The following is a 26,842-nucleotide window of genomic DNA, read 5'->3' on the forward strand; positions in this document are numbered from 1 at the left end:
GTACCTACCCCCACCACTCGGCGCCCAGAATAACCTTCGCGGTCTTCACATCGACGTCGTCCTCGTCGAGAACACCTGCCCTTGCCAGCTCCACAAGCGCCCTGGCCAGCGCCAAGGCCTCCTCCCTAACCTCAGGCGCACAGGTGACGGAGGTCTTAGCCAGGAGGTTGAGCTGAAGCTGGCGGAAGCAGTCAAGCACCGGCCGCCCCCGCTGAGCCGAGTACACCCGCCGGATCTCATCCACCGTGTCCCCCCGCGGCGCCAGGACCTCGAAGGCCTTGCGCTTAGCCACCCTCGGCCCGCCCACGTCGGCCTCCCTAATCAGTCCCAGCTTTATGAGGTCTACGTGCGGCAGGCCGGTGGCCCGCTCCACGTGGGACAGAGTGTCGCTGTCCACATACCCCCGCTCGTTCTCCATAATGCGGAGGGCGAGGTAGGCGTGCGCCGCCGGGTCGGACAGCCTCACCCCGGCCTTCCTGAGGAGGGCCTCGAAGGCGATCGCCACCGCCTGCCTCATCAACCCCTCGGAGTCCAGCTCCAAGCCGCCGAGCGTAACCGGGCTGTGGGCCGTGAGGTACTCCAAAGCCGCCAAATAGGCGTAGACCCACGCCGTCGTCCCGTTTTTCTTCTTCGCGCCGCTGGACACGGCCCTCAACCTGCGGTCGACCCTCTCGGCCACCTCCTCCACTACCCTATCCCTCTCGGCCGAGAGGTCCAATGGCTTAGGCCCGGACCTGCGCCTCCACGCAGAGACGTAGCCGCCTAGCACAGACGCCTTGCCCCTAGCCACGACGTTCTCCTCGCTCTCGGTGGCCACCGGGTACGCCGCCACCATCTCCAGCCCGTTCACGCGCCAGAGGGCGTCCACAAGAGCCGCCCACGACTCCGGCTTCTTAGCCACGTAGTAGGTCACAAGGAGGCCGTCCTCCTTCAAAAACCTAAGCACGTTGGCAAAGGCCTTGGCCAGCATGTCGCGGAAAGTGGCACTGATCTTGAAGTACTCCCAGCGCCCCACGCTCTCCGACACCTCCCTCACGGCGAACCGCTCCCATTGAGTCCTCACCTCCAGCCCAAGCTCGTCGAAAAACGCCTCGGGCACAAACCTAGGCCGAAGCGCCGCGCCGTCGCTGTCGCTGAGCGCCCTCTTAAGCCACACAAAGTAGAAGTCGCTCAGCTCGGAATAAGCCACATCGTCAGCATAAGGTGGATCAGTAATAATAACATCAAACTTCCCTCCCTCTAACTTAGACAATTCAGAAGCATCATCAAGCACAACCCAAAACCTGCTAGGACTACCAGAAGTAGCAAAGACAAGATAAGACAAACTACTGATAATATTTTCTATGGCATTATTCCACGAACCTGTTCCTTTTGAGTATGGTTTTACATCTCCGTAATTCCACTGCATTGATATACCTCGCATTGCGAAAGCCCTCTTCACTGGTTGCCATGCAGTTGCTTGCCACTGCGACGAAATAGAGTTAAAGTCTGACATATTTGTAAGCGCTATTGCTAAATATGTCGTTACTGCTTCTGCGTATTTAAGCGCCTCTTCTTTGTTCAATCCTTCCTTTAATTTATCTTCCTCAATTTTCTTACCTGCCTCACGTATTAGTTTAACGAGTTTGACTAGGGTTAGGAGCTGGCGTGGGTTGAAGAGCTTGAAGAATTTATTAAAACCCCATGTCCATATGCTCAATTGACCTGCCGTCCCCATATGATATTTCCAAAGTTCTTCTGTGGGAATATCTGGATCTCCCCACATCCGTCTGAGTCTCTCGGCGGCTTGCCACAGCTTGTCCATGTCTTGTTGAGTCGCTGGCTGGAACTGCAGGTCGCCGTCTTTGACGTACACCTTGGCCAGAAGTGTGGGCCTCACAGATGCATTTTTGAGCTCCTCCAGGGTGACCTCGCCTCGTAGGTACTTTTCGTATAGCTCGTTCCACTGGCGGAGGGCCCACTTGACGTACCAGTCGCCGTCTCTCCTCCCGCCTTTTGTGATTTTTCCGTTGACCACCCGGTGGTTGATCTCGGCGCGGCAGTGTAGGCACTGGGCGGTCTCCCTCCTGGCGTCTATGTTTTTGGCCGGCACGGCGTAGCGCTGTCCCCGCCACTCCACCGAGCCGCCGCCTTCCTCCTCCCTGGTCTGCACCTTGGCGTTGAGCTCGCCGCAGCTGCCCCCGCCTTGTCTTCTGCACTCCTCGTTTAGATCCACCACGGAGATGCGGCCGTCTTCCCACTTCATCCATGCCAGCCTCTCGTAGTAGGTCTTTCCCTTGACTCTGGCGAGCCACCAGTTGCCCACCAGCGGGGTGTAGCGGCCGCAGACGGGGCACTTGACTTCCCAGGTGCCTATGTAGACGTCGGCGTCGTAGAGCCCCGCCACGTCCGAGTCGTTGCGCAGTTGCTCCAGGACCCACCTGCCCCACTTCGCCACGTCGTATATGAGCGCCGGCACCTTGTACCTGGCGGAGTCCGCCACCGCCTTCACGCCGTTGAATTTCTTCACGACGTCCTCTAGGCCGAGCTCCTTTGCCTCTCTGCCGGTGATCTCCGTTGTGAGGTGGCTGAATTTCTTTGGGTACTCCAGCACCGCCTTGAGGAAGACGTAGGCTGTGGGGAGGAGCTCCACGGCCGCGGCGTCGGCGCCGAGCCTGGCCGCCTCCAGCGGAATGGAGCCGAAGCCCGCGAAGGGGTCGAGCACCTTCTTGCCCCTCAGCCTCTCCACGAGACGCGGCGAGGGGTTGCACTGGTACACCGTCTTCCTCTCGCGGCGGCATGGGAAGAGGTCGTTTAGGAACTGCTCTGGGTTGCTGTAGGCGTCGGCGGGTAGCAGAGCCGCGGCGATTACCGCCCTAGCCCCAGCCAGCGGCTTCCGGGTCCACCAAAACACCATCTCCCAATGCGGAGGCCTCCCAGGACCCTTCTCAACCTCACTATATTCGTTAATAGCCTCAATCGGTATGCCAGACTCGAGTAAAGACGTCATACCCCAATATAATCACGCTATTTAAAAGTAGCGTATTGTATGGATTATCTGAGTACTAACTCAATACTAAATGGACCTTTTATATTCACGTATACTTCTCATCATATGGTCAGGTCCCCCGGGAAGTCTCTCCCCCCATACATAGATACCTATAGTAATAAAAACTGGCGCTGCGATATAAGAAGAATACTTATTCCTCATGAATTGTTGGAAACGGAGATAGATGGTTTGAGCTGTCAGGATTATCCGTATGAATGTGCGAAAAAAGTGGTCTCAGAGCTGAGGAGGTCCGGAGGTAAGGCATACTACTTGAAGGAGAATCCAAAAATAATTCTTACCACAGACAGCGGTAGTGGCACGTATAATCTACAACCCTTACCTGCAAAATCCTTAGATGAAGTACTGGGATTTGAATTTAAACCAAGGTTCCTATTTGGAAATAATGTAGTGACAGAGACTCCATACGGTATTCTTAAAAACCCGCCTTACGAGTGCCAGGATGAACAGGATGAATTACCCCGATTGGTTATTTTATATGAAGATAAAAGGGCGGCTGTAGCCGTCAAGAAACTCCTATATGAAGTTAAGCCGTTTACTGAGTTATTTAGACGACCTGATATGACTAGACTGAGTGATGTAGAAAAGAAGGGAAGTTTAGAAGATGTGCTTAAAGGTGGGACTGTTACGTTATTAATTGCAAGTGAAAATTATTTGAAAAGTCATTTAGATGTGATTACTCAGCTTAAGTTAGAAAGCTTTAAGCTGGGAAGGGGACGTTCTTCATTACAGATTATCAATTCAACTAGATTTGCAAATTTAACTTATGAACAGCGGCGGTTTTATTTCCCAGCGAATCTTGTAGCAGCTCTGTATTTTAAGGCCGGGTGCATTCCATATGGGGTAGTAGTGCCGAATTGTGCGTTATGTTATGAGTTGCAGGCGAGTCTATACGTGGGGGTTGCATTAGCGAGGGGGCCTAATGGTTATTACAAAGGTGTCGCTATTTTGATGGAAGGGCTTGGCTCAGTGGTGAACTATGTTGATACTGATGAGGTTCTAAAAGGTGGCAGTATGGAATTCGGAGAAGACGAAGCGGAGAAATTCAGTAGTAAAATAGTGGAGATGATTATGGAATACAAAGAGAAGTTTGGGGAAACTCCGGAAAATTTGTATGTTGTGAGGAGTAGAGCGTTTGCCAGTATAGAGGCTGATGAAATTAGGAAGAAAGTTGAACGGGGAATTGAAAAGAAGTTGAGTTTAATTGAACGCTTCATGTGGAAGAAGTTAAAAAGGAAGACTATTGTCTTTATGTCGCCTTATAAAACAAAGTATAATATCGGGGGCAATAGAGCAATACATGTAAAAAGTCTTTCTGATTACTCGAATCTTTGGTTAATTCAGCCGCCTAGTTTTAATCATGCTATAAGAATTTCATACAATAGCGGAAATATAGACAGGAGACTTCCGGTATTAGCATATTTGTATTTAAGATGGCTTGATTTTACCAGCCTTATAATGAAGGGGCGTTCAACTATTGCGCCAGTTACATACGCTAAAAGATATCTAAAGTGGTTAACTTTACAAGACAAAATAAAGTTATGGAATTAAATTTAGCAAATATTTTTTCATGGTTAAAGTTAATTTCAGAATTAGTTAATAATTATCTTAAATCTATAGTTGATAGTTACTTAAAATCTATAGAGGTCGAGTGTTGCATTGATGCTCTGAAGTACCTACGCCGCGGTCGTCGTGTTAAAAGGACACCGAAGCTACAAGATGAGTGTTACAATTTTTATAAGGAACTAAAGAGACACTTTCGACAGAATGCATTAAATGTTTATTTTAGCTATGTGATTCTAAATGAGTTAAAGTTATTAGCTAAATTTTTAAGTAAAGATATTGAGATTGATTTTAGAAATTTACTCAAAAACTTTGTTAATAAGTATAAAATAAAATGTGGGCTCTGTCAGAGGTGTATATCTCCACAGGACTGCTTTCTAAAGTATATAGCATGTGAAGATCGGTGTACGAGGTGGAGAATTAAGAGGAAACTTATGCGTATTGCCGCGAGGAGTAACCCTATGTCGGACTACGCTCGTTATTTCCTTAGAGGTTATGTTACGGATGATATCGAATCAAAACTACGTCAGCTTTACTCTAAGTCCAGTTTCTCATGTACTGCACCACGATAATTTAAGTTAATTATGAACTATATGCGTCCCGGCTCTGTTTAGGGCTGTGTCTATGGGGCTGTCGGCGAGTCCGCTTGCGATGATTACATCTGCGCCGGTTTTTGCGGCCATAGGTCTAGGCCTAGGCGCTGGGGAGGTTTTGTATCATCTTGGTGGGGTCTTTGCAGACTACTGACCCGCCTATTTTTACGACTATCATATGGGGGCGATGGGGATTGTCCTCAGCACCTCGTCCTCTGGGAAGCCCATAGCGATGTTGATTGCCTGGCTGGCGGCGCCTCCCACTAGGTTGTCTATGGCGGCGAAGGCGACTGCCCAGCCGAGGCGGGGCAGTTCGATTTCTGATCACGTCGTCGGCGTGAGCTCGGTGCCTGTATGTGTTTCAGCTATCTTTAGTTTCCGGCGGCCCCCCTTTCAACAGAGCTACATAGGGCCTACTTTCAACTGCTAGACGGCAGGCAGTATGAAGATGTGGGCATGGAGGGTGTAGATGTAGTAGTTCACTGTTAATAATTTGTTAAACTCTACGCCTCATGTCTAGAGGCAGGTATGTATACGAAGACCCCTCGATTGGAGCCATTATTTCAGCCCTCTCTGTCGTTGACTTTGTCCTAGGGGAGAGGCACTATGATAGTTATTTAAAACAGACCGTTAAGGGTCCTGGGGATTTATCCCTAGTTTACAAAAACGCCAAGGTGGTACTAATCGAATTTAAAGCACCAGAGCTAGCCACATTCAGCTGGAGGTACGAGATTGGACAAGTAAAGAGCGGCCTCTTTAACGCATATTTAGAACTAGCCAAAAAGGAACTACTATTCCTAGGTCTAATACACGGCTTAGTCGATCCATACAATGCTCCGCCTGGCGGCATGGCGACGTTTCGCCACGCACCTCTAACCACGGCCTTTGTGCTTCCAAACGACGCCGAACGTTGTCTGACAATGCTAAGTCGAATGAACACTACGACGTTACATGTAATACATGTGCATGGGAACTGTTTATGGAACTGTTTCCCGTTTCCAAATCTTAAACGTAAGACATATCGGCGGGATTTTGTAAGGTGCTATTCGGCCATTTGTAAGCTAAGCAGGTATTGTAATAGCTACTGCGTCAGCGAATTACACACTGGAGAGTGCAGATTTATGCACGTTGTAGATTTGGCAACTCTGCTTTGTTGTCTAGAAGAGTGTAAATTTGGCATAAGGGGTGAGGAAGCTATGCCGTTGTTAAAAAAAGTTATACCTGATTTGCAAAAAGCTCTACACGAGATCACCCACTTATATGTCCTGACATCTACCCTAGAGCTTATTCCACTACGCGACTTCTTAAATCTGTTAGAGGGGGGTACACCCCCCGAGACCTAGGCCCCAGGTCGCCGGCTTAGAGATGTGCAGATACCTCCTTTTTGCCTTATAGAAAAGGCAGAGGTTTCGAGAATGTGTAAGTAAACTAACTCCACTTAAAAGGGGCTTCTAAACACTTACACGACACATATACAGAGCTGGAGGTGATCTCTATAACCTTGTTGAGACGAGAGATAAATATAAACCCGCCCACTTCACCGTGGCTGTTTCCGGCGACTTATTCGCGCCGTATAACAAGAAGAGGGCTGAGCGGTACCCCTTCCCCGCCGTGGTGGTTGGGCCGCCTCGTAGCGGCAAGACGTTCTTCATAAAAAACTACGGGGTGGAGGCCGGGGAGAAGATCGCCGTTGAGAAGGGCGAACTCGCCGAGGAGGTGGGTGGGGGGCTGTATAGGCTTGTCTACTACATCCCGTGGGACGACGCGGAGAGGTACGCCAGCGGCGACGCAAAGAGGGCCGTCGAGCTCATCCAACAGCATTTTACGCCGGTGGAGTACCTCGGCGTTGGGTACATGCCGCCTGGCTTCGTGGCTGAGGTGTTGAAGAGGCTGGGGGAGGGCGGCGAGGAGGCCGCCGTGAAGTACCTAGAAGAGCAAAGAGAGGCCTATGAAGAGCTTTCCTCGTTGCTGGCGCCAGATGTCTGGGATAGGGTGCGTGAAGTGTTTAAGAGAATTGGCTACGTCGCCTTGAGGGAGGCGGTGTTGTTTTTGACGGAGGTATTGCATATCGCCGACGCCTTCCTCGTTTCTAAATTTCTAGATCTGGTGGCGGCTGTCATAAAGGTCTTCGGCAAAAACTGGATTACGCAGTGGATAGAACAGAGGGAGAGGTGGAGAGGCCTACACGAGGACCTGCGGAAGGTGCTGGCGTGGAGAGCCGCCGCGAAGCTGGGAAGAAGCGGAGAGGAGGTGGAGGGGGCGCTGGACGCGCTCTACAGAATTGACGCCGCGAGGCTGGAGGAGGTGGTGGAGAAAATCGAGGAGAAGCTGGCCGAGCTGGAGGCCAGAGTCTCAGTGCTTGAGGATAAGCTCATGCCTGACAGCGCCGTCTACACTGAGGCGGAGGAGCTGGGCGTGGAGCGCAGAGGCGGAGTCTTGTACGTAATGGGCGCGCCGTATGTAGACCCGGCGCGGTACGGCCTAACACAGGCAGTGGAGGAGGTTAAGCAGAAGGTGTGGGAGGTTGTGGAGAGGGGCGGCGTCTTGGCCATAGTCGGCCCAAGAGGAGTCGGCAAGTCCACGCTGGCCAGAGCCGTGCTGGCGGAGGTTCTGAGGAGGGCGGCGGTTAGAGGCGTGATAAACGTGAATAGGCTGAAGCTTGACGATCTGCCAGAGGTGGTGGAGAGGGGAGGCCGTAGCTACCTCTTGTTCTACGACCCCACGACCCCTAGGTTCTACGAGTTGGGTGGTCTTGAAAAACCTCTGGAAAGGCCAAAGCCCGAGGTCGTCGGCGTAGTGGCTGACCTCGTCAACTTGACGCACCGCGGGAAGCAACCCAGAGCATCCGTTGTTTTGGTACTGCCGACGGACGTCTACAACGCGCTGGGCGAGGAGGTGAAGAGGCGCATAACCCCCGTCGCTCCTGATTTGAAGAGCGTTGAGTTCCTCGCCGAGGTAATAAGGCGGTACTCCGGCTGTCGGCTAGAGGGAGAGAGGTTGAAGATCCTGGCCGGGGAGATTGCGAAATTCGACGAGGGCTACACCCTAATCGCCAGGCTTGTCGGCGAGGAGTTGAGAGAGCGGGGTTGCCAGCTAGAAAAAGTAGAGGAGATGGTGAGGGCGGCCGGGGGGAAGGCCCTTAGGTTTATGCTCATCTACGTCAACGAGGTGTTGGGGGTTGAGCGGGGTGGCGGCGAGGTGAGGTGTCCCGACTTGGCTTGGGTGTTCTCCGCCGTGCTGGCGGCTAGGGCGGATTTCGCCGAGGCCGCGAGGCCAGGCGACGTCCTCATCCCGCCCACTCTGCTGGAGAAGTGGGTTGAGTGGAGATGGGCCAGGTACAACGGCGTCCGCTGCGGCAGAGAGGCCCTGCCTCAGAGAGTATTCAGCTGGCTCTCGATAAGACACCACTACCTTGTGGAATCCGCGTTAAAACTAGCCGCCCAAGCCAAGTCAAGCCGCGCCTCAGAAGAGTTGCAGATGTTGAAAGAGTTAGACGTATGGGCCAAATACGGCGTCGAGAGTTACAACATCCAAGACTTCTTGATGGAACACGGCCCTGATTTAGAACGGGAGTGGGAGGGGGCGGTCTGTCTAGAGAAATTTGCGTTAATGCTCGGCGCCGCCATCGCTGACCAACCATACAAGCCATTTGCCGAGGCGGCAAAAGAGGCTGGAGAGGACCTAGGCAACACCGTCGAGAGGATAGGGAGGGGGTGTGTGATAGACGAATACCTGCTGGCCGACGGCGAGCTAACGCCATTCACCCGCGTACTTTTACAAGAGATGGCTTTGAGGGGCGTGATGCCTAAGTCCTTCGCAAGCCAACACGGCAGAGCGCTAGAGGAGGCGGAAAAACTGGTAAAGACATGGAAAGAGAGAAGCTACACCAAGGTATGGGAGTTTCTCTACTGCCTTGGCCTGGCCGTAGTGGTGGCGAGGGCGGAGGCGCTGGATAGAGAGGTAGCCGTAAAGGCGCTATATGCGGCTCTGCCAGCTGTGCGACACACGGTGTTTCCAGTCGCTGTCGGTGATATTTTCGATGTGCTTTCGCCGCTGAGGGAATACGCGCCGGATTGGTGGGCCGCCGTGCTTGACGTCGCGGCTACGCCGGCGGTGATTGAGCGGCCGGAACTGGCCAGGCGTATTTTTGAAGAGATTGAGTGGGTCAAGGAGCGGGTGGTGGAGGACTGGGCCAAGGCGCTACTCGCTAGCGCCTACGCTGCAGTGCCTACAAAATATGCCGATGCCGAGAAGTTGCGTAGAGATGTCTGTCGACTCTTGGGAGGTATTCAAGACCAGGATTTGAGAACTATAGCGGAGATCTACACGCTCTGGCGGCTCGCCGAGAAAGGGCTCCCGCCTTGCGGTGTCGATCTGTGCACGGAAGGGGGAAGAGAGGGCTGTGTAGAGTCTCTGGAGAAGGCGTTTGAAAAGAAGGTAGGCGAGCTGTTGTCAAAACTGGCGGAGCTGAGGAAAAGAGCTGAGGAAGGCGAACTAAGCCCAGAACTGGAGAAGTACCTAGCCGCTAAATCCCCAGTAAGGCAGCAGGTGGTGCTTCAGATGATGCTCTCTGAAGCTAAGGCTAAGCTGTACTCCAGCCTCGCGGTGGCCAAGCTGGACGCCGGCAAGCCAGAGGAGGCGGCGGAATATTTCGCCAAAGCCGCTGAGCTCAACAAAGAGCTGGGGATTTGGGAAAACTACCTAACCGACTCTTCTCGAGCCGCTAGAGCCCGCGTGTTGAGGGTCGGCGACCTCAGCGAGGCTGTTGAAGCTGGCGAGGTTTTTGAAAAACTGTGGAAAGAGGCAGAGGAGCACATAAAGCCGACGGCCGTCATGTTGTATATTGCCTCTTTCAAGCTGGCTGAGTATCTTGTCTACCTGACGGCTTCCGGCAGAATGGAGAAGGCGGCTGAGGTGTTGAGAGAACGCGGCTGGTTGTTGAGATATGAAAACTACGTACACGTCGCCACCCTATACATATTGAGGTTACTCGGCGCGGAGGTGGAGGCGCCAGACGCCGAGGAGCTGTTAAAGGCGCTAGGGGGCCGCATAGATCCGCTTCTCAAGCCAGCTCTGGCGGCTTCGCTGGGCGTTCCGCCAGAGTCCCTAGATATAGCGTTGCTGTGTGCTGAAGCCGCCGAAGTGCAACCCGAATTATTCAAACGCGTAATTGAAGAGAGGAACTCATCTCAACTGGGGGAATACGCTTGGCCTTTCGCATTTTGTCTCGGCGTCTACAAAGCCGTTATGGGCGACATGGAGGCGTCTGACCTATTACGTATACATGTAAAAAAGTTGTATGGGGAAGAGTCAGAGCTCCTTTCTGTGCTGGACCGTCTTGACGCCGGGGGGCTGGTGCAGGTTTTGGCGCCTATAGACTCACATGGCCAGCTAATTCTTCTGCTTAGGGCCCTCGACGAGGCTAGAGGCGCCAGGGGCCCAGAGCGGGAGAGGTATCTCGAGCTGGCGCGGGCGCATGCTCTGGTAGGCAAATACGTCTATAAGGGGACTATATTCAAAACGCTTTTTGGCGAGGCGGCCAAGGCGGTTGAGAAGTGCGGCGGCCAAGTGGAAAACTGCGAGGACTTAAAGCTGGCGCTACTCAAACTCTATTACCTCCACATCTAGCCAACCGAGGCAGGCGAACATCCGGTAGAGGCGTCTTTAGACTACGCCGCCGCGGCCAATAAGCCTCGTTAGATAGGAGTCCCGACGAGCCACTTCTCCAGCCCTCTGGCCATCCTGATGGCCCTCTCGGCGGCTCTTTTCAGCTTGTTGTGCATCTCCCTTCTGTCTTCTCTGCAGGCCTCGGCTAGCTTCTCGGCCAGAGACAGCAGAGCCGACGGGCTGTAGCCGGCGGCGTAGGTGCCGAGTGGGGTTCTGATCAACAGACGGCCCCTCCTCACCTCGGCCTCCACGGGGCACCGGTCCATTGTCAAGTCTATCATCTCGATGGCCCTCTTCGTGAGGCGGTAGACGACGCGCGTCCTCCCGCCCCTCTCAACCCTCGTCCACTTGAGGAGGCGCAGCTCCTGGGCCTTCTCCAGCACGTAGACGGCCTCCCCGCCGAATGCTCTGTGCAGATCCCAGTAGGACACCTCGCCGCCAAGCCCAACCGCGATCTTCACCGCACGCCAAACCTTGCCAAGCTCCACAAAATCCACTCCCTACGTAAAGCACCGCCAAAAATCCACACCATGTATTTTACACAGATGCGGGGGTAGACCGAAACTAAAAAACACGCCTTCCCTTTATAAACAACTGAATGCGAGAAGGTAAAGCATGTCGCCGGGGAGAGAGTAGGCTGAAAGTAATTAACTGGCAGATAAGATTAATTTCAGTTTTTAAATAAATCCAAGACCCGGCTCCGCAGGCGTCTAGAAATAAATCTTTTCTTTAAAGCTTTATACTAAATTGTATTATTCTAATTTAATGATGTTTTAAATTGAAACTTTAAGTTTATATTTTTCAGATTTTATTGTCTTGTGTTTCCTCCTCACCTGCTGGCTCACCCCCGGGTGGAGGAGTGGCCGGTGTTGCTCGGCCCTATCTACAGACGGCTGAAGACTGCGGCTGGTGGGGAGAGGGCGCTGGAGGAGGTGGCCTACGAGAGGCCGTGGGTCCTCGCCGCGTATATAGGCGAAGTCTACAGCCCGCTCTTCCCCGAGTGGCGCGGGCTTGTGGAGGGCAACCCGCCGCTTACGCCGTTGCTGAAATTCACGCCGAGGGGTGAGGGCAGAGCGCTACCGCTGGTATTTAGATGCGGCCCAGGCCTCGTGCTGGCGGACCCAGCCCGCCTGCCCAGAATCTTGACGTCCCGCTGCCCCGTCATAGCCAGGGTTCTGAGGGAGGCCGGGCTGTACATGAGGGGGCGTCCGCTGGCTGTGGAGAGGCCTCTCGAGGTCTTCTGCCGGGTGGTGGAGGCCCTGGCTGGACGCCTAAAAATCCCCGCCGACCCGTGGGAAGCCGCCTCTCTATACGCAGTGGAGAGCGGCGCCAGGCGGAGGCACCACCACCTAGCGGCTTGGCTCTACCTATGCCAGAGGAAGTCCCTGGCGGAGGCAGACTACCTACTAGAGAGGATAAGAGACGTGGAGCCAGAAGCCAGGCTAAAAATTGTAAAGACGTGGGTCAAGACGAACTCCACCAGCCCTCTACAGATATGAAAACCTCAGCAGACAGACATACTGCCCCAGCTTTTGTCTATCAAATTTTTGACTTCCAGACGCTGGGCCCGTCTTTATCTAGTTTTCACCTCCACCGCTTTACCTATGTGTAGAGTGGAGGTTAGGCCGGCGTCTGTCGGGGAGGTGCTCTCGGCGAGGGCTGTGGAGGTTGTGAGGGGCGAGCTGCCGGGGGCATCCTCTCCCCTCGTGGTGGAGGTTGGGGGCGCGAAGCTCGGCCTAGACTCTGTTCTTCTGGTGGTGGAGGCGGGGGGCTTCCGGAGGGCTAGATTCAACCCGGGGGATGGGCTGAGAGCCGCCGCGGTCGTGGAGACTGACTGCTTCGACGCCGTGGTGGCGGAGCTGGTCAAAGCTGTGAAGAGGGCCGGCCTTCTGGATCACTACCGGGTGGATGTCTTGGCGTTGGAGAGGTTGGGGGTGAGGCTGGCGGCTCGGCTTGACCCTGAGAGGGCTGAGGAGGCGGCGCGGCGTCTTGTCTACGGAGAAGCCGGCCATCTGTATACAGCTAGAGCGCCTCGGCTTGGGAGGGCGGCGGCTGTGGTTGTGGACGGCGGCGTGTTGGAGAGAGTGGCCTCGGCTCTCCGAGAGGCCGGCCTCCTCCACCCTAGAGAGGTGGCCTCCATCGCCGTTGCTCTAGACAGCCTACCCTCGGCGAGGCTTGAGAGGCTTGCCTCCGCCCCCGGCGTAGTTGTCGAGGTTTTGAAAAAATTCGGCGTCGGGGAGCTCTACACCCTAGCTGAAAAAGCCGCGGAGGTTAGGAGATGTCTGTAGGCCGCCGGGCGGGGAGAGCCGTGGATGCGCGTAGCCGCGGCGGCCGGAGAGCCGCCTCCGGCGGGCGGAGGAGCCTCGAATACGGCGGCCGTCCGCGTGGGGAGAGATCCGTAGACTGCCGCGGGTTGGGGGGAGTCTCGACGTGTTCACAGCTGTCGGCGGTTGGGAGATGTCTGTAGACTGCCGCCCTTCTCAGAGGGCTAGGGCGCTTCTGGGTGGGCTGGCGGAGGAGATGGCGGCTGCGTGGTGTATATGCGCGGAGGTGTTGAAGAGAGGCGGCGGGGTCTCCGGGGTGTTGGCTGTTTTCTGTCTCTCTGCCTTCGCCGCTGTGCTTAAGCCCCGGGGTGTGGTGAGGGCGGAGTTCGAGAACTACCTGGGCTACGTGTTGAGGAGGGAGTTGGATAGGGAGGTCTTGGGGAGGGCGCGGAGGAGGATAATTCCGAAGAGCGGTGTTGTTAGCTACGACGTTCTTCTAAACTACGCCGCCTTAGCCTACTACGAGGCCAGAGAGGCGCTGAGAGAGGCGGGGGACGCGCCGCCGCCCTTCAAGAAGTTTATACAGAGGGTTTATCCAAAGATGGGCGGGGAGAGCTATGCGGAAAATTAAAACCGCCGCCGTCTACTCCCTCGACGGCGGCGTCGGCAAGACCACCCTAGCCACCGTGATGTCAATAGCCAAAGGCTTCACCCTCGTCATAGACGCAGACTGGGAGAAGGCCGAGTTGAGCCAGCTCTTCAGAGTCCCCAGGAGACCCGGCTGGGTCGCGCCCTTTCTAAGGGGACAGCCGTATCTGCACCAGGTAAACCCCACCCTATACGTGCTCCCCGGCTACGACGCCGTTGAGCTGTACCAGAAGGACCAGTCGGTGGTGAGGGAGCTGGAGCTGGCGCTTCTTGAGTGGATTGAGTACCTCCCCGAATTCGTCGACAGACAGAAGTTACCAGTCGACACCGTCGTCATCGACACCACCCCGGCTCTCAGAGTAGAGCTTCTGCAAGCCATGCAGAAGCTTGGGTTGTACACAGTGTTTGTGGGGGACGGCCGTATGCTCAGCAAAGTGTCTGATGTCAAGGCCGAGCAGTACAACAAGTACACCGGCTTCGCGTCGGCTGTTGTCATCAACCAGATAGACAGGACGGAGGTGTTGCAGGCGAGGCGCATAACCCCATACGTGTTGAGACACGTGGGCCACATACGTCAGTACCACGCGGACAGCGTAGCCGCCGCCATTCTGCGGGATAGAGAAAACCGCCGTTCGGTGGAGGAGTTGTTAACTAAAATCAAAAGCTAAGACAAGGTTTTTCCCCCTCCTCTCCACGCTATACATGCTGAACCTTGGTGTCTTAAGGGGACAGCCCCAGGATCAACAAGAGAAGGCTCAATCTCCGCAAACTCCCTCCGAGGACTGGGTGGACCTGCTGGTCAGAGCAATTGCCTCTATGCCTGAGGATTTGGCAGTGAAGATAGTGAGCTGCATCCCACAGGACTACGCCGTCAAGATCCTCTCCTCGGTGAGCGACCCATACGTCAAATTCGCTCTGATTCTACTCACAAAGAAGTGACATGCGCCGCCGCGGCGGGCGCGCCGGAGACAGGCCGGACTGCCGCATTTTGAACACGGCGCTGAGGCGCGGGCTGACTGCGTCGACGGCTCAGTGGATCTGCCGGCAAGCGGAGGCGCTGGGAATCTCTGAGAGGGAGATGCTCAAGGCAGTCCTCAAAGCCGCCACACACGGCGTCTGGCTTGGGGAGGAGGAGTGGCGTCTGCTGGCATCAACCGCGAGGGGGAGGCTCGCCAAATACGCCGAATACGTCGCTAGAAAAGTCAAACAGGGCTATACAGTAGCCGAGGCGGTAGCCGAGATAGAAAACACCCCACGGCGCGGAGATCTAACCCGCCTATTAGACGTTGTTAAAACCCTAGCCTTAAACATCGCCCAGAAAATACGCCCATAACGCCCCAGCTATAGTGAAATACCAAAATATAGTCATTTGCAATAATTCACGTTATATAATCCCTATATCTAAAGAATCTTGGGGGATGAAGGGCGTCAGCAACCCCAAGCCAGCTCATCTATCGCCGGGCGCACCCCGACCCCCACATCACTATATACTACACCGCCTTGATTTATATAGCTGAGCCTGAGGTTATACTATTATAATACTACGTAGAGAGATCTCTCAGACAGGTGAAAAGGTTTTTCCCCCTAACCTGTCTAGTGGCCACATGACTCTCAAAACCGTGGCCGTGATAGGGCCCCTGGGCACGGGAAAGACCTTCCTCGCCACCTCCCTCGCCCTCTACATGCACTGGGCGGCGCCGGGGAAGGCCGTCTTCATAGACGCGACGCCCGACAAGACGGGTGCCCGCCTTGTAAAGGGGCTCGTCCCCCTCGCCGCGGAGCCAGCCGAGGCTCTTCAGATGAAGGTTAGGTACGCCGTCATCGACACCTCGGCGATTTACGAAATACCGCCGGCAGACAAATACATCGCCGTGTTGGAGCCCACAGACCTGCGGCGAATAGACGTGGAGTCGCTGGAGAGGAGGGGCTACTACATCGTCATAAACAAGGCCGGCACCCTCTCCGCCTGGGTGAGAGGCTGGATACCGCATATACGCGAGATAAGCTGGTACATGCGCGAAGGCGTTCACCCCCTCCTAGCCGCAGAGCTGACGCGGTTCAGGAGGAGGATAGGCCGAGTGTTGAGACAGATAGTGCAGTGGCTATGATAGGGCGTAAGAAGAAGGCGGAGAAGGCCGAGAGGCCTAGGTCGCCGCGGGAGGAGCTAATGGAGATGTTGAAGAGGCAGAGGGAGGAGGCTTTGAAATTTAGGCCGGAGGAGAAGGTTAGAATCCCGGAGCCTCCGCCGGAGAGGTGGAGGCCCAAGACCGTGCCGCTGGAGAGAGTCATGAGGGAGCTGGGGGTGGAGCCCCTCTACCCGGAGCTGTACGACATGGCTGTTAAGACTTGTAGAGACTGGCAGAGGTGCTACGCCATGTTTATCGACGTCTGGGAGACGCCGCATAAGTGGTTGCTGTTTGAGGCGGCCATGGCGGGGCTGGACACGGAACACGTTGCAAAACTGATACTAGAGGGCAGAATAGACGAGGCTAAGAAGCTGGTGGAGCCATGACTGAGGAGTTTAAGACTCTGCTAAGCAGAGAGCCGGTGAGGAGGGAGGCGCCGCCTCCGCCTCCGGAGTGGCGCCCCCGCGTGGTGGATCTCGCCACTCTCTGGAGGGAGCTGGGGGTGGAGCCGATGTTCCCAGAGCTGTACGACCTGGCGACGACGTGCCCCGAGGTGTTTGACTGCTACCGGAAGCTCGTCGCGCTTTGGGACGACGAGCGTAGCCGCGACATTATATTCAAAGCCGCCTGGACCGGCGCCGACATCGCCAAAGTTGTCGATCTGCTGTGGCGCGGCCGCTACAAAGAGGCTGAGGAGGCGGCTAGGCCATGAACTACTACGACAAGACCCTTGCGCTGTTCGGCTTGTCGCTCTTGGCGATAGCCATACTAGCCAAGGCGTATCCGCCTCTGGCCCTTCTAGCCGTACTGCCGGTGCTGGCGTGGGGTGAGGAGGTGCTGGTGTGGATATACACGCGGGTTGCCCCTCTGGAGCCTGTGAGAGTGCTCTACGAGGAGCCGGGCGTCAAGGCGGCGTACGACCCCCGCCGCAGGCTGTACCACATATTCTGGGCGGCTGAGCCGGTGCTGTCGGTGTACGGCATAGAGGCGGCTCCACGCCTCCACGAGCTCTACTCGAAGCTTTCGCTGAAGAGCTGGGAGTGGGTAACCTACATCGTCGTCGGGGAGATGAAGTACATACGGTACACCACTAGGAAATACGCCCCAGACCGCTTGAGACAGGTGGAGCAGGTGCTGGGGGAGTACTTCGTGCTGAGGAGAGTGAGGCCCTGGATATCCAGCTCCCAGAAGCCTCCGGCGGCGTGGCCCTACGCCACGTCGCTGGCGTTCTTCCTACTGGCCCTCGTGTCCAGCGGCTGGTTTCTGCTGGTGATACCGCTGTGGCTGTTTGTATACAGACGGGTGAGGAGGTGGCACCGGGAGCCCCTCCTCACAGCCGCCGTGTCTCACATGTCCAGAGCATCGGCCCTACCCGCCTCGCGAGACATGCTGGAGACAATGGCGTCGGCGGAGGCCACAGCCTTCGCCGACATGCCCAAGTGGGCCGTGGCCTTTACGGACTGGAGCCCGGGCGAGGTCCAGAAGAAATTCGTCAAGGCCTACGAGGGGAGAGACACGGGCAAGCGTCTTATTAGAATCAGGGAGCTGTCAGAGTTCATAGACAGGATGGCTAGGTACAACGAGAGGCCCGTCAAGATCTACCCATTTGGTAGCAAAGACCTCCACTCCATATACATGACGCAGGACTGGATCGCCGCGTACGACTTCTGGGTCTTGAGGAACGGCGTCAAGGCGCTTTCACACGACTTGGCTAGGTTTCCCGTGTTCTACGGCGGCTCCACCATGGCTGTGGGGAGGAGGCTTGAGCTTGGCCTTGACAGATTCGGCCGGCCCGTCGGCATAGACATAGACGCCCTACCCACGGCGCACGCAGTAATTATAGGCGCCTCAGGCACCGGCAAGTCGTGGACGGTTGGGACTTGGGCCCTAAAGCTTGCCGATCTGGGCGTAGACCTCGTCGTCATCGACCCCCACGGCGACTACAGACAGCTGGCGAAGCTGCTGGGGGCCAGGGTAGTCAACGTGCCGAGGGAGCTACCCAAGGGCGTACTCGCTCTTTCGAAAAACAAGTACTTTAGACGCCTCCTGGAGGAGTTTAGTGTGGAGGTGGTGAGGGGTGAGGGTGGCGAGGTGGATGTGGCCGCCACGTTGGCTAGGCTGTACCCGTCTGAGTTTGTGGAGGTGGGGGGCGGCCACGTGGTCTACGCCATGGACGCCGTGGCCGAGGACGAGGAGATGCTGGCCTTCTACCTCTCCCTCCTCTTGATATACCACTACTCCCTCCTCGCGGGGCAGAGACACGAAAAGCTGAGGACAGTCGTCATAGTAGATGAGGCTCGTTTGGTGGGCTCCACAGTGGCCATAAACGCGCTGGGGGAGATCGAGTCTACGGCGCTTCGCAAGGTCAAGACGTATGCATTAGGCGGCAGGAAGTGGGGCTTCTCCATATGGCTAATCGTGCAGGCGCACGACGACATTCCCCGCAAGGTGCTGAAGAACGCCGCTTTTGTGGTGGTGTTTTCGGGCAACTACATCTATCTGGCTGACACCGTGGCGGAGCTTAGGCTTACCAGGACGGATGAGAACTACCTACAGACGTCAGTGACGCCGAGGGAGTCCACGGCGCTTGAAAGAAGGCCATACTCAATGGGGGTGCTCATCGTGGGCACACGCGGCATGAAGTACTACATGAAGATACCGCTGGACATGCGGCTGAAGGCATGAAGGCGTTGAACAAAGCGGCGCCGCCATGACCGACCCGAGGGAGGTCTGCGTGAGGAGGCCCGATCTCTGCGGCGAGACGCAGACGCTGGCGAGAGAAGAGACGGCGCGCGGGACGGGGACTGTCGACATGGCCGAGTATCTGCGGAGGATGCTAGGCGGAGACGGCTCCCGCCTGCAGACCCCGGCCGCGCCTAGGGAGCCGCTTGTCGGCTTTGAGGCTGACGCGCCTGAGCCCGGAGCTGTGGCTAGCACGCCGCCACCGCCTCCCGTGGAGCCCGGCTGGGTTCTGCCGATTAGGCAGAGGGCGTTTTTCATCTCGGTCTACTGGATGCCGGTGAACGAGCCGTACGCGAGGCTGGGAGACGTCGTCGTTATTAAATCGCCACAAGAGCTCTATTTGCTACGGAGGGTCAAGAAGGCTGATCGGTGGACTGAGCCGGACTACCGCTACTACATCGCCGGCTATGTGGAGAAACAGCTGTGCGCCTACGGCTTTGTTTTGAGAGGCTCCATCGAGCACATCGCCCAGCTCTTCCGCTCGGGGGGATACGCCCTTGTGCTGGGTTGCGACCGCCGCGCCGTGGTTAGGCCACCAAAGCGGGAGGAGCTGTACTCCATATGGCGCTACGAGGGCTACGTGGTAAACGCCTCCCCCGCCAGACTCGCCGTCATACGGATAGACGACTCAAAGAAGGCGAGGTTTGCAGTGGACTACTTCGGCAAAGGTTGCCCAATCTTCTCACACTACGCAAACCAACTGCTACAGCTCATAGGCGTGCCGATACAGCTAACCTGCTGATGCTGGAGATTGTAATAGGCGGCCTCGCAGAGCCGCCTCCTGCAAAGACGCGGTACACCTTCTGCCCCTCGGAGAAGACAACCGGCCTCGGCTTCGAGCTAACTGCAGAGGGCTCCCTAGTCTTTACAACAATTTTCATTAGGAATAACAACCCTCCCCTCTTTCCCAAGCACACGGCGGAGCTAGCCCAGTGCAACGCGCCTCTATGCGCCCTCTTCCGCTACGTGGACTACTCCCAGCTGGAGGCGGGGGAAGGCGTCTTCCAGTACAAAGCCCCTATGGCGGACCCGGTTCAGCTGGCTCTGGGTCTCGCCCTAGCCCACCACCTAGATTCAAAATACGGCGGGGGCTGGGCCGTCGAGGTCTACACGGACGTCTGGCCCATGTATACAGACCTTCTTGCCATGGCTAAGCCTCTGTCTGGCACTCTGCGCATCTACACGTCGGCATACGACCCCAAGGCGGCTGTCGCCGACAGAGTAGTACTAGCCGCCCAGGGCTTGACGTACGAGGGGTTGGCGATGAAGAAGGCTTGGAGCGGGGGCCGCCTCTGTAGGGCGTACACGCCTCCGCCAGCCGCAGAGGTGGAGGACCCCGACGTCAAAGAGCTACTCCGCACTCTGTGGGAGGCCGGGGGCTTCCTATCGCTTAAATACACACAGGAGAAGTTCGGGCAAGCCGTTGTCAAAGCCTCACAGCTAGGCCTGGTAAGGCTAGACGCGTTGACGCTGACAGTTAGGCTTACAGACCTGGGGATTAGGGCGCTGGGCATATGACTCTCTACACCCAACTATTCAAGCTGGTGGTGGCCGTGGAGGGGAATGCGCTGATTACGGGGCTCCCGGGGACGGGGAAGACCTCCCTCATCAAGTGGTCTCTCCGCGATATTCCGCATGACTACGCCGTGGTGGTTTACGACACGGCCGGCGACTTTAGGAACTGCGATTTCGTGGGGAGGTTTTCGGTAAACCCCCTAGACCTCCCCACTCCGCGCGTCGTTGAGATTTTGGAGGAGGCTCTGGCCGCCACGTACGGCGAGTACCCCTATCTGCTGACTCCCGCGATGGCGGAACTGCTACACAGAACTGTGGAGAGGGGGGCGCGCACCCTTTCGCAGGTTAGGCGCGGCGTCTTGGACGTGGCCGAGCCCCACGAGATGGACACAGCCTACGCCTTGCGTAGGCGTCTAGTCCATTTCGACGTTGCGCAGTTCGAGAAGACTGACGTACCCATCCGGCACGGAGCCTCGACGTGCGTCGACGTCTCGGGGCTGGATAGAGTGGGGAGGCTGGCCTACGTGCTGGCGCATCTAGAGCTTACGCGCGACGTGAAGAACGTCATCTACGTCGTGGACGAGGCCCACCGCTTCCTCGCCTTCACGTCGAGGTACTCCCTCCTCACCGACCACCTACGCACCGGGAGGGGGCGGGGACGCTTCTTTGTCTTAGTTTCCCACTCCTATAGAGAATTCCAGAGGCACCTAGGCTACGTCAAGATGGTGATCAGATTCCCAGACTGGGACTTGGACGAGTCTAAAACAACGCCGCTACAGCCCTCCGAGGCGCTTGTCACCGTGAGAGCCGCCTCTCTCCGCTCGGCTGAGGCCTTGGCCAAGCTTCTGCCGCTTAGAGGCACATGGGCCCAGTTCCGCATCACCGTGCCTCCCTATGCAGAGAGATCCACTGCGTAGAGCTGTGGAGGCGCTTAGGGCGGACTTCCCCGGCAAGTCGAGGAGCTGGATTAAAAGAGCCCTCCTAAGGCTAGGCGACGTCAAGGAGGTTAGGGAGGACTTGTACGTCGTTGAGGGGAGGCGGGAGCTCGGCGACTGGAAGCCGCTGTACCAGGTCTGGTGGTCTTCTGCAGAGGGCAGGTGGCTCTGCACCTGCTACTACACGCAGTTCGGCCTCAAGCGCAGAAGAGACATATGCACCCATGTGGCCGCCGTAATGTTGTACCGCAGATACAAAAAGGCCTTGGAGAAGGCTGAGAGGGGCGTGGTGTACGTGGCTGAGGCTGTTGTTGATTGTAGAGGCCGCATATCGGCGAACGGCGAGTTGCACGTCAAGCCGGCCGCCGATAAGATAGACTTGACTTTCTTCGCCTCGCCGCGTTTCAGAGTGCTTGTGGTGTCTAGGCAGAGGCACGTCGCCGTGAAGTGCGGCGGCTACGTCGTCTACGAGGCCGACGGCGAGGAGGTGCCCCTCGCCGTGGCTAAGTTCCTTGTCGCAAAATTCCATGAAGGTAAGGACTAGGAAGGGCGTCTTTGAGCTTAAGCCAGACTCTCCGGCCAATTACCGGAGGCTTTACGTAGACGTCTTTTCGGTGGCGGCGGCGCTGAGCGAGCCAGAGGAGCTGTTCAGATCTGCGGCGGAGGCCGGTGTGGAGGCGGCGTTTGTGGTGGATGCGTGGCATGAATCCCACACCCCCCTCGCTAGGCGCTATCTAGAGGCGTGCCGTAGGTACCGCCTCGACTGCCGCCTCTCCGAGCAGAAGCCGGCGGAGCTCTACGCCGCGGAGCTGTGCGAAGCTGAGTGCGGGGCTGGCTGCGCCGTCGTTACAAGGGACTACGACGCCGTTGCGGTAGTCAAGAATTGCGCCGTCCTTTTGTTTAGAGGGGGTAGGTTTTGGAGAGTTGTGAGATGACGAAAGATTTATTTCGACACATGCCCTTCTACGGCATGTTGGCCGTCTATGGCGGCTGTATCGACCACCCAGAGGTGGTGTGCGTCAAGTCGAGGGAGGAGCTTCTCAGCCACGTCGGCAGGTGCTTCCTAGTAGTCGTCGGAGACGAGGCCCTGGCGAGGGAACTGGGGGCGGCTTTCTTCGCAGATGAGGAGTGGGCCGAGTTCGCAAGATTTTTCCAAGAGGCTGTGGGGAGAGGCCGTGCCTAAGAAGGCGGAGGCTCCCGAGGAGTGTCAGCAGTACAGGGGGCCGAAGAGGGAGGACGTGGTCAAGCTGTGCGCAGAGCTGGGCGGCTTGAAGCATTTGGCTGTTAAGAACGTGGTGGAGCTAGCCCAGCTACTGGAGCTAGAGGACGACCTGGAGAAGGCCGAGGAGGTGCTGGCCGCGGTTAGGAGAGCCGCCGGCGTCGGGGCGAGGGTTGTGCCGGTGTCGGAGGCTGTGAAGTCCTACGCCGCTGTCGAGGTGTTGAAGACGCATGTGAGCGAATTTGACGAGAAGACGCCTTGGGGCGGCCTGCGTTTCGGCTACATATACGGGCTGGCCGGGGAGTATGGCGCCGGCAAGTCCATGTTTGCAATTCAAGCCTCCGTGCTGGCGGCTATTAGTGGCAGAAGGGTAGTGTATATAGACACCGAGGGGGCGCTGAACCTCTCTCTCTTCGAGAGGGTGGCTAAGAGATTCGGCTCCGACTTGACCGCGCTGTCGGAGAGGCTACACATCACTCAGGTGATAGATCCCGTCGATCTGAAGGAGGTTTTGCTGTCGCTTAGGGCTGTGGATGTTGTCGTTGTGGATTCCATGGTGTCTCACGCCCTGCGCGCCCAGTTTAGGGGTAGAGAAAGGCTTGCCGCGAGGCAACAGCTACTGGCCTACTTCCTTGACATTTTGAGGAGGATGGCCGCTGTTTATGGGACGTTGTCGATATTAACGGACCAAGTTATCGACGTGCCGGACTTTTTCAGTAGCAAGAGGCCTGCCGGCGGCAACGTCTTATTGCACGGTGTCCATGCGTTGTTCCTAATGCGCCGGCCTAATAAGCAGAAGGCGGAGGGTGTGATGATTCCGCTGGATGTGCCGGGGATGGCACCCACCACGGAAATCCGCTACGAAATTCGAGATGACGGCCTCTACTAGTGGGTTTTTTGCCTTTAGCTCTCAGTTTACACTCTGCCTAAAGGTAGCGCTTCTGCCGCCGGGTGTAAACTGGAGAGGGGATTTCGGCACGCAGTTTACAAATAGCGCAACTTCCGGCGTCTATCGCCGAAATGTAAACTGGAGGGGGGCTCCCGGTGCGCCGTTTACACGCGGCGAAAAATTCGGCATATGCCGCCTGGGTGTAAATTGCGGAGCGGGTCTCGGCGCCCCGTTTACATCCAGCGGAGCCCCCGGCGCCCACCGCCGTGGTGTAAACGCCGTGTTTTTGCTAGACAGCCGCGGGCGTGGAGACGCCGCGTGATTATGTATAGGAGGGTGGCTTCTGGTGTCGTTGGCCCGGTGTGGGTGTATCTCTACGCGAGGGAGGACAAGCTGTACGCAGTGCTGAAGCACGGCCCCGTAAGGAGGACCGCATACCTAGGCCGGATAGAGGGGGTGGAGGAGGCGGGAGAGGGTGGCGGGGCGCCCGACCCGTGCGCGGAGTGCTGGGAGTTGTTGAGAAAGGTGGCCGAGGACTATAGAGAAGCCGTCGAGATTGCCAGAAGGGCGCTGAGGGAGGGGGAGGACCGGCGCGACTACAGAGAGGCCCTCTCGGTAGTTGCAGAGGGGAGCAGAGCTCTGCGGAGAGCTCTAGAGGCGCTGGGCGGCGGGGAGTAGGCGGGCGCTGGAGCTGGAGCGCCGCTGAGTAGAGGCGGCCGGCGGGGCGGCACTCCCGGCGGCTGAGTAAATTTTTTCCATAATGTAAAGATGGTTGACATGGCTAGGGCGGAGAGGGTTAAGGCGTGGATAAAGGACTTCACCGCGGAGGGCGGGAAGCCCAGGGCTAGGCTGGTTGTCGAGACGGACGGCGCGGCGGCGGAGTATACAATACGCCTAGATAAAGACAACGCCGTGGTGCTTTACTTCAGCACAGCCAACCGAGAGGATGCCGAATGGAAGGCCGCCTTACTTAGGGCTGTGGGGGTGAGGGCAGAGGTGAAGAAGATCTACCACAAATCGCTCAGCCGCGACGAGTGGTACACAGCCGTCTACACCAACGCCCTAGCCGCAGACACCGTACACGAGGAGGTTAGAAAGGCGGCGGCCGAGTTCCTTAGGCTCTGCAGAGAGGCGGGTGTGTTGTCAGCGGACACCTACAGACGCATGGCCGGAAAGTTTGAGAGGGGGTTGCCGGAGTGGGGAGAGGTTAGGTTCTCAGTATTGCTGGCAAAAAACGGCGCTGTGAATGCGTGGTGCCAGCCTAGAAACCCGGAGTCTTTTAGAAAGGCTGTGGAGTTTCTGCGGGGGCTGGGCATGAGGGACACATGCGAAGGGGAGTGGTGTTTCGTACACTTCACTGCCAAAGAGCCGAGAGGGGGCGAGAAGGGCTTTGTCCGCATAACGGTGGACGGCCTCAAGTACATCGGTTGGCTTGCCAGCCGCGGCGATAAGAAGGCGCAGTGGCTGAGGGATATGCTCTTGAAGGAGGCAGAGGTGAAGGGGGAGGAGGTGCGTAGGCAACTAGAGCGGCGCTTCAGCGAGTGGGAGCAGTGGGGCTCCGTAAAGCCGCCTTTTGAGAAAGAAGTAGAGGTAGACGGCAGGAGGATGGGGGTGCGTGTGGAGGAGGTGGAGGCGTGGAGAGAGAAGGGCGAGAAGAAGGAGCACCTAGTGGTCAAGATCAAGGCTGTGGTGGCGGAGGATGGGCGCGGTGCGGCTGTGGAGAAGAAGGCTAGGTTTTTCAAAACCAACCGCGGCGAGGTTAGGGGCTATGTATTTATACACGCCAGCGCCGAGGGAGGCCGCGAGGCAGACTACCAAAGGACAGCGGCGGTGCTGAAAGCACTAGGCGTAGAGAGCTGGAGCAGAAAGCCAAAACAGATACAACTCACAGGCGGCGCCCTAGCCGCCTTCATGCGCCTAGAGCCGGTGTGCGCCGCCCTGGGCGTATGTCGGAAAAACAGGCTCACAGAAGTCAGACGGACACGTAGCGAGGTAGAGACCCGAGTGGGGTGAAGCCCTGCGCGGTATTTCTCACCTACGCCGCCTACACATAAAAGACGAGAGACGCCCTCGGGGCCGCCCTGGGCGGGGATAGCCGAGTTGCTAGACCTACTCGCGGCTACGAGAACCACAGTACAAATAACGTGATGATTGTATTTTAGGGGTGTGTTTATCTACATGGTCTGCGGGTTTTTCAAACGCCTCCTCCTCGCGGCTGGGCTTCGGGAGGAGGAGGCGGAGCGGCTTGCCGTATCTGCCGACTACGCGCTTCTGCGCTACCCCATCTATAGATATCTAAAGCCGCCTCCGGCGGATTTCCAGACAGACTGCCGAGACTCCGCCTACCGGAGGTGGCGCTGGGTTATACACCCCCGCTACTTCTATACAGAAAGAGAGAAGTTCCCCCACCTTCTACTAGCCGCGGAGGCCGTGGAGTGGAAATACCACAAGTGGCGTGAAAAATGCCGCGGAGTCGAAGACGAGGAGGCGTGGCTCGACTGCATCCACAGCCCCCCGCTGAACTGGAGGAGGGTGGGGAGGTGGGGGGAGAGGTGGAGCTTCGAAAAGCTACGCGGCGCGGCGTACTGGGGTCTTGAATACGCCGGCAGATTTCTAAAAGAAGACATCAACCTTGGTGGGGTTTTCGTGGGGAGGGGGGCTGTGGTCGTCCTGGGGGAACCCTACTCCCCAGACGTCAAGGCTGCGGTTATGATATGGGCACTCTTCGGCACAGCCCTCTCCCTAAACCCCCCCGCCGTAGCCGCCGTGGGCGGCGACGCGCCCCGCCTAGCCCGGGCCCTCCTAAATTTTAGATGTCTCGGAAAAGCCAGGAGGGTGCTACGGGCGGCGGGGCGCCCCGATGCGGAGAGGCTGTTGAGGAGGCTTGGGGTGCCGCTACCCGTCGACGTGGCTTTGGCACTGGCTGAAATGGCCGCGGAGGCGGGGGATGTCTTCGACGACTTCGCCGGGGAGGTGCTCGCAGCCCTCGGCCTCTGGGGGCACCCCGTCGTGGTGGCCTTCGCCGAGGGCGTCCACCCCGCGGATACCGAAAGAGCTCTAGACAACATACTACTACCTCAATACGGCTTCGACCCCCGCGACTTTCGCAGATAGACAACCCTTATCCGCCAACTGAAAACTGTCTACGTGCCAAGGACCCCAAGCCGACTGTGTTGCCAGAGGCTGAGGGAGGCCGCCGTTAGGCTTCTGGAGAGGGGGTTTTCTGTAGAGGAGGTGGCCTCTCTCCTCGGCGTCTCAGAGAGATCTGTGAGGAGGTGGGCCAGGGCCGCAGGCGCGGGGAGTGGCGTGGTTGTTGTAGAGAAGTCTGCAAATATGCAGAAAGCCGGGGGAGGGGGCGCCGCCGGGAGGAGGGAAGCCGCCGAGAGGCTGGGCACTCCGCCTGTAGACAACGTCTGGGTGGCGATTCTGAGGAGGAGGCTGAGCTCTAGCGCTGCGGACGAAAACGCCAGGTGACGTCCACGCCTGGGGCATTTCCCGCCGGGTTCTGTCCACGTCGGAGACATTCCCCGCTTTTATTGACTACGGCGCTGACATAAACACCGAGTAATGTCCACAGCGTGGACATTCCCCGCCTCTATTGACCGCGGCGGGGACATTTCTCGTCGTGTATTAAC

The 26,842-nt window shown here is 57.1% G+C and carries 29 protein-coding genes; 27 read left to right on the forward strand and 2 right to left on the reverse strand.

The window, feature by feature from the left end; all coding sequences use genetic code 11:
* Positions 1–4: 4 nt before the first annotated feature.
* Positions 5–2,989, reverse strand: coding sequence for a DUF1156 domain-containing protein (locus tag P186_RS13550; protein ID WP_014290094.1), 2,985 nt, complete (start codon positions 2,987–2,989; stop codon positions 5–7).
* Positions 2,990–3,094: 105 nt separating this feature from the next.
* Between P186_RS13550 and P186_RS13555 the strand changes: the two genes are divergently transcribed.
* From P186_RS13555 to P186_RS13575, 5 genes are all read left to right on the forward strand, one after another.
* A complete protein-coding gene (locus tag P186_RS13555; RefSeq protein WP_148683112.1) occupies positions 3,095–4,597 on the forward strand; it encodes an argonaute/piwi family protein in 1,503 nt (500 codons plus the stop codon).
* A 630-nt stretch (positions 4,598–5,227) separates the two neighbouring features.
* Positions 5,228–5,356: a hypothetical protein gene (locus P186_RS14695; protein ID WP_420835142.1), complete on the forward strand. Its 129-nt coding sequence runs from the start codon at positions 5,228–5,230 to the stop codon at positions 5,354–5,356.
* 33 nt (positions 5,357–5,389) lie between these two features.
* Positions 5,390–5,632 (forward strand): hypothetical protein, encoded by a 243-nt coding sequence (locus P186_RS14700; protein ID WP_158307155.1) that lies wholly within the window; start codon positions 5,390–5,392, stop codon positions 5,630–5,632.
* An 82-nt stretch (positions 5,633–5,714) separates the two neighbouring features.
* Positions 5,715–6,545, forward strand: a complete 831-nt coding sequence (locus P186_RS13570) for a hypothetical protein (RefSeq protein ID WP_014290098.1) — start codon at positions 5,715–5,717, stop codon at positions 6,543–6,545.
* Positions 6,546–6,744: 199 nt separating this feature from the next.
* Positions 6,745–10,830: a hypothetical protein gene (locus P186_RS13575; protein WP_014290099.1), complete on the forward strand. Its 4,086-nt coding sequence runs from the start codon at positions 6,745–6,747 to the stop codon at positions 10,828–10,830.
* Positions 10,831–10,898: 68 nt separating this feature from the next.
* On the opposite strand, the gene P186_RS13580 is transcribed toward P186_RS13575, so the two are convergent.
* The gene (locus tag P186_RS13580; protein ID WP_014290100.1) at positions 10,899–11,366 is read right to left on the reverse strand and encodes a hypothetical protein; all 468 of its coding nucleotides are present in this window, start codon (positions 11,364–11,366) and stop codon (positions 10,899–10,901) included.
* 321 nt (positions 11,367–11,687) lie between these two features.
* On the opposite strand from P186_RS13580, the gene P186_RS13585 reads away from it, so the two are divergent.
* The 22 genes from P186_RS13585 to P186_RS13690 all read left to right on the forward strand — a co-directional run bounded on the left by P186_RS13585 (position 11,688) and on the right by P186_RS13690 (position 26,681).
* On the forward strand, positions 11,688–12,368 hold the full coding sequence (locus tag P186_RS13585; protein WP_148683113.1) for a hypothetical protein: 681 nt from the start codon (positions 11,688–11,690) through the stop codon (positions 12,366–12,368).
* Between the two features lie 105 nt (positions 12,369–12,473).
* Positions 12,474–13,157 (forward strand): hypothetical protein, encoded by a 684-nt coding sequence (locus tag P186_RS13590; protein WP_014290102.1) that lies wholly within the window; start codon positions 12,474–12,476, stop codon positions 13,155–13,157.
* Positions 13,148–13,336 carry a hypothetical protein gene (locus P186_RS13595; RefSeq protein ID WP_148683114.1) on the forward strand — a complete coding sequence of 63 codons (189 nt, stop codon included), beginning with the start codon at positions 13,148–13,150 and terminating at the stop codon, positions 13,334–13,336. The genes P186_RS13590 and P186_RS13595 overlap by 10 nt, the downstream gene beginning before the upstream one ends.
* The gene (locus P186_RS13600) at positions 13,327–13,764 is read left to right on the forward strand and encodes a hypothetical protein (RefSeq protein WP_148683115.1); all 438 of its coding nucleotides are present in this window, start codon (positions 13,327–13,329) and stop codon (positions 13,762–13,764) included. The genes P186_RS13595 and P186_RS13600 overlap by 10 nt, the downstream gene beginning before the upstream one ends.
* Positions 13,751–14,449 carry a ParA family protein gene (locus P186_RS13605; RefSeq protein WP_014290104.1) on the forward strand — a complete coding sequence of 233 codons (699 nt, stop codon included), beginning with the start codon at positions 13,751–13,753 and terminating at the stop codon, positions 14,447–14,449. Before P186_RS13600 ends, P186_RS13605 begins: the two co-directional genes overlap by 14 nt.
* A gap of 34 nt (positions 14,450–14,483) precedes the next feature.
* Positions 14,484–14,720, forward strand: a complete 237-nt coding sequence (locus P186_RS13610) for a hypothetical protein (protein ID WP_148683116.1) — start codon at positions 14,484–14,486, stop codon at positions 14,718–14,720.
* 1 nt (position 14,721) lies between these two features.
* Positions 14,722–15,114 (forward strand): hypothetical protein, encoded by a 393-nt coding sequence (locus P186_RS13615; RefSeq protein WP_014290106.1) that lies wholly within the window; start codon positions 14,722–14,724, stop codon positions 15,112–15,114.
* Positions 15,115–15,385: 271 nt separating this feature from the next.
* Positions 15,386–15,889 (forward strand): hypothetical protein, encoded by a 504-nt coding sequence (locus P186_RS13620; RefSeq protein ID WP_014290107.1) that lies wholly within the window; start codon positions 15,386–15,388, stop codon positions 15,887–15,889.
* Positions 15,886–16,293 carry a hypothetical protein gene (locus tag P186_RS13625; RefSeq protein ID WP_014290108.1) on the forward strand — a complete coding sequence of 136 codons (408 nt, stop codon included), beginning with the start codon at positions 15,886–15,888 and terminating at the stop codon, positions 16,291–16,293. The genes P186_RS13620 and P186_RS13625 overlap by 4 nt, the downstream gene beginning before the upstream one ends.
* Positions 16,290–16,619: a hypothetical protein gene (locus tag P186_RS13630; RefSeq protein ID WP_014290109.1), complete on the forward strand. Its 330-nt coding sequence runs from the start codon at positions 16,290–16,292 to the stop codon at positions 16,617–16,619. The genes P186_RS13625 and P186_RS13630 overlap by 4 nt, the downstream gene beginning before the upstream one ends.
* A complete protein-coding gene (locus P186_RS13635; RefSeq protein WP_014290110.1) occupies positions 16,616–18,592 on the forward strand; it encodes an ATP-binding protein in 1,977 nt (658 codons plus the stop codon). Before P186_RS13630 ends, P186_RS13635 begins: the two co-directional genes overlap by 4 nt.
* A 25-nt stretch (positions 18,593–18,617) precedes the next feature.
* Entirely contained in the window at positions 18,618–19,391 is a 774-nt protein-coding gene (locus P186_RS13640; protein ID WP_014290111.1) for a hypothetical protein, read from the forward strand.
* A complete protein-coding gene (locus P186_RS13645) occupies positions 19,391–20,167 on the forward strand; it encodes a hypothetical protein (protein WP_014290112.1) in 777 nt (258 codons plus the stop codon). Before P186_RS13640 ends, P186_RS13645 begins: the two co-directional genes overlap by 1 nt.
* Positions 20,164–21,081, forward strand: a complete 918-nt coding sequence (locus tag P186_RS13650; RefSeq protein WP_014290113.1) for a P-loop NTPase family protein — start codon at positions 20,164–20,166, stop codon at positions 21,079–21,081. The genes P186_RS13645 and P186_RS13650 overlap by 4 nt, the downstream gene beginning before the upstream one ends.
* Positions 21,059–21,643 carry a hypothetical protein gene (locus P186_RS13655; protein WP_014290114.1) on the forward strand — a complete coding sequence of 195 codons (585 nt, stop codon included), beginning with the start codon at positions 21,059–21,061 and terminating at the stop codon, positions 21,641–21,643. The genes P186_RS13650 and P186_RS13655 overlap by 23 nt, the downstream gene beginning before the upstream one ends.
* The gene (locus tag P186_RS13660) at positions 21,627–22,034 is read left to right on the forward strand and encodes a hypothetical protein (RefSeq protein ID WP_014290115.1); all 408 of its coding nucleotides are present in this window, start codon (positions 21,627–21,629) and stop codon (positions 22,032–22,034) included. Before P186_RS13655 ends, P186_RS13660 begins: the two co-directional genes overlap by 17 nt.
* A gap of 35 nt (positions 22,035–22,069) precedes the next feature.
* Positions 22,070–22,282, forward strand: a complete 213-nt coding sequence (locus P186_RS13665; RefSeq protein ID WP_148683117.1) for a hypothetical protein — start codon at positions 22,070–22,072, stop codon at positions 22,280–22,282.
* Complete coding sequence (locus P186_RS13670) at positions 22,275–23,207, forward strand: ATPase domain-containing protein (protein ID WP_014290117.1); 933 nt, start codon at positions 22,275–22,277, stop codon at positions 23,205–23,207. The genes P186_RS13665 and P186_RS13670 overlap by 8 nt, the downstream gene beginning before the upstream one ends.
* Before the next feature lie 324 nt (positions 23,208–23,531).
* Complete coding sequence (locus P186_RS13675) at positions 23,532–23,885, forward strand: hypothetical protein (protein WP_148683119.1); 354 nt, start codon at positions 23,532–23,534, stop codon at positions 23,883–23,885.
* 99 nt (positions 23,886–23,984) lie between these two features.
* Positions 23,985–25,220, forward strand: a complete 1,236-nt coding sequence (locus P186_RS13680) for a PaRep2b protein (protein WP_148683120.1) — start codon at positions 23,985–23,987, stop codon at positions 25,218–25,220.
* Between the two features lie 165 nt (positions 25,221–25,385).
* On the forward strand, positions 25,386–26,321 hold the full coding sequence (locus P186_RS13685) for a hypothetical protein (protein ID WP_148683121.1): 936 nt from the start codon (positions 25,386–25,388) through the stop codon (positions 26,319–26,321).
* 33 nt (positions 26,322–26,354) lie between these two features.
* On the forward strand, positions 26,355–26,681 hold the full coding sequence (locus tag P186_RS13690; RefSeq protein ID WP_014290122.1) for a helix-turn-helix domain-containing protein: 327 nt from the start codon (positions 26,355–26,357) through the stop codon (positions 26,679–26,681).
* Positions 26,682–26,842 lie beyond the last annotated feature (161 nt).

The organism is Pyrobaculum ferrireducens (assembly GCF_000234805.1).
GTDB classification, from domain to species: Archaea; Thermoproteota; Thermoprotei; order Thermoproteales; family Thermoproteaceae; genus Pyrobaculum; species Pyrobaculum ferrireducens.

Excerpts from the sequence above, each read along its gene's own strand:
- P186_RS13550 (WP_014290094.1), bottom strand. The coding sequence starts at position 2,989 with ATGACGTCTTTACTCGAGTCTGGCATACCGATTGAGGCTATTAACGAA.
- P186_RS13555 (WP_148683112.1), top strand. The coding sequence starts at position 3,095 with ATGGTCAGGTCCCCCGGGAAGTCTCTCCCCCCATACATAGATACCTAT.
- P186_RS14700 (WP_158307155.1), top strand. The coding sequence starts at position 5,390 with ATGGGGATTGTCCTCAGCACCTCGTCCTCTGGGAAGCCCATAGCGATG.
- P186_RS13570 (WP_014290098.1), top strand. The coding sequence starts at position 5,715 with ATGTCTAGAGGCAGGTATGTATACGAAGACCCCTCGATTGGAGCCATT.
- P186_RS13590 (WP_014290102.1), top strand. The coding sequence starts at position 12,474 with ATGTGTAGAGTGGAGGTTAGGCCGGCGTCTGTCGGGGAGGTGCTCTCG.
- P186_RS13595 (WP_148683114.1), top strand. The coding sequence starts at position 13,148 with ATGTCTGTAGGCCGCCGGGCGGGGAGAGCCGTGGATGCGCGTAGCCGC.
- P186_RS13600 (WP_148683115.1), top strand. The coding sequence starts at position 13,327 with ATGTCTGTAGACTGCCGCCCTTCTCAGAGGGCTAGGGCGCTTCTGGGT.
- P186_RS13605 (WP_014290104.1), top strand. The coding sequence starts at position 13,751 with ATGCGGAAAATTAAAACCGCCGCCGTCTACTCCCTCGACGGCGGCGTC.
- P186_RS13610 (WP_148683116.1), top strand. The coding sequence starts at position 14,484 with ATGCTGAACCTTGGTGTCTTAAGGGGACAGCCCCAGGATCAACAAGAG.
- P186_RS13615 (WP_014290106.1), top strand. The coding sequence starts at position 14,722 with ATGCGCCGCCGCGGCGGGCGCGCCGGAGACAGGCCGGACTGCCGCATT.
- P186_RS13620 (WP_014290107.1), top strand. The coding sequence starts at position 15,386 with ATGACTCTCAAAACCGTGGCCGTGATAGGGCCCCTGGGCACGGGAAAG.
- P186_RS13625 (WP_014290108.1), top strand. The coding sequence starts at position 15,886 with ATGATAGGGCGTAAGAAGAAGGCGGAGAAGGCCGAGAGGCCTAGGTCG.
- P186_RS13630 (WP_014290109.1), top strand. The coding sequence starts at position 16,290 with ATGACTGAGGAGTTTAAGACTCTGCTAAGCAGAGAGCCGGTGAGGAGG.
- P186_RS13635 (WP_014290110.1), top strand. The coding sequence starts at position 16,616 with ATGAACTACTACGACAAGACCCTTGCGCTGTTCGGCTTGTCGCTCTTG.
- P186_RS13640 (WP_014290111.1), top strand. The coding sequence starts at position 18,618 with ATGACCGACCCGAGGGAGGTCTGCGTGAGGAGGCCCGATCTCTGCGGC.
- P186_RS13645 (WP_014290112.1), top strand. The coding sequence starts at position 19,391 with ATGCTGGAGATTGTAATAGGCGGCCTCGCAGAGCCGCCTCCTGCAAAG.
- P186_RS13650 (WP_014290113.1), top strand. The coding sequence starts at position 20,164 with ATGACTCTCTACACCCAACTATTCAAGCTGGTGGTGGCCGTGGAGGGG.
- P186_RS13655 (WP_014290114.1), top strand. The coding sequence starts at position 21,059 with ATGCAGAGAGATCCACTGCGTAGAGCTGTGGAGGCGCTTAGGGCGGAC.
- P186_RS13660 (WP_014290115.1), top strand. The coding sequence starts at position 21,627 with ATGAAGGTAAGGACTAGGAAGGGCGTCTTTGAGCTTAAGCCAGACTCT.
- P186_RS13665 (WP_148683117.1), top strand. The coding sequence starts at position 22,070 with ATGTTGGCCGTCTATGGCGGCTGTATCGACCACCCAGAGGTGGTGTGC.
- P186_RS13675 (WP_148683119.1), top strand. The coding sequence starts at position 23,532 with ATGTATAGGAGGGTGGCTTCTGGTGTCGTTGGCCCGGTGTGGGTGTAT.
- P186_RS13680 (WP_148683120.1), top strand. The coding sequence starts at position 23,985 with ATGGCTAGGGCGGAGAGGGTTAAGGCGTGGATAAAGGACTTCACCGCG.
- P186_RS13685 (WP_148683121.1), top strand. The coding sequence starts at position 25,386 with ATGGTCTGCGGGTTTTTCAAACGCCTCCTCCTCGCGGCTGGGCTTCGG.